The organism is Lyngbya confervoides BDU141951 (genome assembly GCF_000817775.3).
In the GTDB taxonomy this organism is placed as follows: domain Bacteria; phylum Cyanobacteriota; class Cyanobacteriia; order Thermosynechococcales; family Thermosynechococcaceae; genus Lyngbya; species Lyngbya confervoides.
The window spans coordinates 1-3,186 of record NZ_JTHE03000070.1; the positions used below are offsets into that span (position 1 = coordinate 1).

The 3,186-nt window shown below is 50.7% G+C and carries 4 protein-coding genes; all 4 read left to right on the plus strand.

Features of this window, described 5'->3' with window-relative positions:
• Positions 1-247, plus strand: a 247-nt coding sequence (locus QQ91_RS12675) for an SDR family oxidoreductase (protein WP_166284021.1), incomplete at its 5' end; no start/stop codon positions are given.
• A 100-nt stretch (positions 248-347) separates the two neighbouring features.
• Positions 348-905, plus strand: coding sequence for an NADPH-dependent FMN reductase (locus tag QQ91_RS12680; RefSeq protein ID WP_166284023.1), 558 nt, complete (start codon positions 348-350; stop codon positions 903-905).
• Between the two features lie 18 nt (positions 906-923).
• Positions 924-1,715 (plus strand): MIP/aquaporin family protein, encoded by a 792-nt coding sequence (locus tag QQ91_RS12685; RefSeq protein WP_166284025.1) that lies wholly within the window; start codon positions 924-926, stop codon positions 1,713-1,715.
• A gap of 66 nt (positions 1,716-1,781) precedes the next feature.
• A complete protein-coding gene (locus QQ91_RS12690; protein WP_166284027.1) occupies positions 1,782-3,122 on the plus strand; it encodes a GMC family oxidoreductase N-terminal domain-containing protein in 1,341 nt (446 codons plus the stop codon).
• Positions 3,123-3,186 lie beyond the last annotated feature (64 nt).

The following is a 3,186-nucleotide window of genomic DNA, read 5'->3' on the forward strand; positions in this document are numbered from 1 at the left end:
GGCAACAATTCTGGTCAAAAATCAATCAATATGGCTTCAGCTTTGCAAAAATATAACATCAAATCTTGGTCACACCCATCCTGACAAGCTCAATGCACTGTTAGAGAATATTCCCCTTAATCGCCTGGGACAGCCGCAGGATGTTGCTTCACTGGTGACCTTCCTGGCGTCAGAGGAAGCTAGCTATATCACGGGATCCACCTTCTTTGTAGATGGTGGCCTGCTCTGGAATTACCACGAACAATAGATTCTGAGAACAATAAATCTTGAGAACAATAAATTTTGAGTAGCCCACCGCCTTGAGGCCATTGGGTTTTGCTGGCTCCATTCAATCCCCTACACTATCTATGAATACTCCACTTTTTATTCCTGTGATTCTGGGAACGGCTCGTCAGGGACGCATGAGCGAGTACGTTGCTCGTTTTGTTTGCGATCAGGTCAGTCAGCAACCGAATGTGGAAACTGAGTTAATCGATATTCGCCAGCTTCCGATCACCATTGACGACGCAGGTGAATCCGCTAAGGATGAACGATTCTCCGCTACGATGGGCCGGGCTGATGGTCTGATCCTGGTTGTCCCTGAGTATAACCACGGCTATCCTGGACTACTCAAGTATATACTCGATACTAATTTGAAGGAGTATATTCACAAGGCGGTGGGGATATGTGGTGTGTCTGCGGGACCCTTTGGAGGCACCCGCGTCATCCAAAATCTGTTGCCCGTGATGCGGGAGTTGGGTTTGGTGACCATCTTCTATGATGGCAATTTTGGCAATGTTCAGAGCCTGTTTGACGAGTTAGGCAATCTGCTTGAAATGGCCTACATCCGGCGATTGGAAAGATTTCTCAATGAACTCATCTGGATGTCTACGGTGTTGCGCTATGGCCGAGAGAATATTCAATAGGCGATCAGGAGGAAACCGATGCTGCGAGCCTTGCGAGACCACTGGCCCAATTACTGCATTGAAGGAACTGGTCTGGGTCTGTTTATGCTAGCGACGGCTGGCATTGTGATTCTGATAGAGTCTGCTGCGTCTCCATTGTTGCAGTGGATGCCGGACCCGACAATTCGCAGGATTCCCATCGGTGTAGGGGTAGGGGTGGTTGCGATCGCAATCATCTACTCTCCCTGGGGCAAGCGTTCTGGAGCCCACCTTAATCCTGCCGTGACCCTGACGTTCTTCCGGTTAGGCAAACTGGCTCCCTGGGATGCCTGTTTCTATGTTCTGGCCCAGTTTATAGGTGGCTGGCTGGGAGTGCTGACGGCAGCAGCCCTCTGGCAGCGATTATTTACCGATCCGCCTGTTCGCTATATCATTACGGTTCCCGGCATGGGGGGCTGGCCACTGGCCCTAATCACTGAGTTTTGCCTAGCCTTAGGGCTTATGTTAGTGATCTTGTTTTCTAGTAATCAGCCAAGGTTTTCGCAATACACGGGACTTTTGGCTGGCTGCTTGGTGGCTAGCTATATCGTTTTCACTGCACCAATTTCTGGGATGAGCATTAACCCGGCGCGCACCTTTGCCTCAGCTCTTCCGGCCCAGGTTTGGACAAGCTTTTGGATTTATTATTTTATGCCGCCGCTGGGGATGTTAACGGCTGCTGAGTTGTATTTGAATATCACGCATCGCCCCCCTAGGACCTTGTGTGGAAAGCTGTGTCCGAATCATGAAACACCTTGTCCTTGCCGGAATTGCTGTCGTGATCAAGGCTAGCTGCATCTTTCACTGGGTGGGCACGAGGCTAGATCCTACGCACCCTTCTCTACTCATGACTTAATTATGTCTACTCACTACGACATCATCATCATCGGCACTGGCGCGGGTGTCGGTACGCTAGCCTACAGGCTAGCAACCCATGGGAAGCGCATTCTAGTACTGGAACGAGGCCCTTTTCTGCCTCGGGAGAAACAGAATTGGGATACGAAAACGGTGTTTCAGACGAATCGCTATCACTGTTCTGAAACCTGGTATGACAAAAACGGTCAGGAACTGCATCCTGGCATGAGCTATTTTGTCGGTGGCAATACCAAGGTATATGGGGCCGCGCTCTTCCGACTGCGGGAGAAAGATTTTGAGAAATATACCCATCGAGATGGCATCTCTCCCGAATGGCCTCTGAAATATCAAGACTTTGAGCCCTATTACGACGAAGCAGAGCAACTTTACCAGGTGCATGGCAAGGCCGGACAAGATCCCACAGAACCCTTTCGGAGTAGAGAGTTTCCCTACCCAGCGGTGATCCATGAACCGCGCATTCAGGAAGTCAGTGATGCGCTGGCGGCTAAGGGCCTGCACCCGTATCATACGCCCATGGGCATTCGCCTAAATGAGGCCCAGCGATACCTGAGCGCCTGTATCCGCTGCAATACCTGCGATGGGTTTCCTTGCCTGGTGCAGGCTAAGTCCGATGCAGAGATTAGCGCTGTCCGTCCAGTGATGGGGCAGGAGAATGTGACCTTGCTGACTGAGGCAAAGGTCATCCGATTGCACACTAGCCCCTCCGGACGAGAGGTGACGGCGGTTGAGGTGACGTGGCAGGGTGAACGGCATTACTTCTCTGGGGATCTGGTGGCAGTGGCCTGTGGTGCCATTAACTCCTCTGTGCTGATGCTGCAGTCAGCGAATGATCAGCACCCGAATGGCCTCGCCAACAGTTCTGACCTAGTCGGTCGCAATTTTATGAAGCATGTGTTGGGGTCAATCATTGGGGTGACGCAGCGGCCTAATCCCACCCTGTTTCAAAAGACACTCTCGATTAATGATTTCTATTGGGGTGAGCCGGGGTATGACTACCCGCTGGGCCAGATTCAGACCCTCGGCAAGGTCAGTAAAGAAGCACTAGAAGATAATGCCGCGGCTTACGCCCCCCTGACTCCAGAACAGGTGGCGGGTTATTCTGTTGACTGGTGGTTAACCACGGAAGATTTGCCTGATCCGAATAATCGAATCATGGTAGATGGCGATCGCATCATTCTTGACTACACTGAAAACAATTCTGAACCTTACGCTCACTTAGAGCAGCGTTGGATTGAAATCCTTAGATCGATTGACTGTGGTGAAGCCATTTTGCCGCACTGTTCTTATTTTGTGCAGGGGGTTAAATCCTATGGTAGTCCATAAAGAGTAAGGATCTTTTTTGCCAGAGTTACGTCATAAAAGCCAGAAAACAGCTCAACTCTGGCTA

Coding starts and splice junctions, on each gene's coding strand:
- QQ91_RS12680 (WP_166284023.1), top strand. CDS start 348: ATGAATACTCCACTTTTTATTCCTGTGATTCTGGGAACGGCTCGTCAG.
- QQ91_RS12685 (WP_166284025.1), top strand. CDS start 924: ATGCTGCGAGCCTTGCGAGACCACTGGCCCAATTACTGCATTGAAGGA.
- QQ91_RS12690 (WP_166284027.1), top strand. CDS start 1,782: ATGTCTACTCACTACGACATCATCATCATCGGCACTGGCGCGGGTGTC.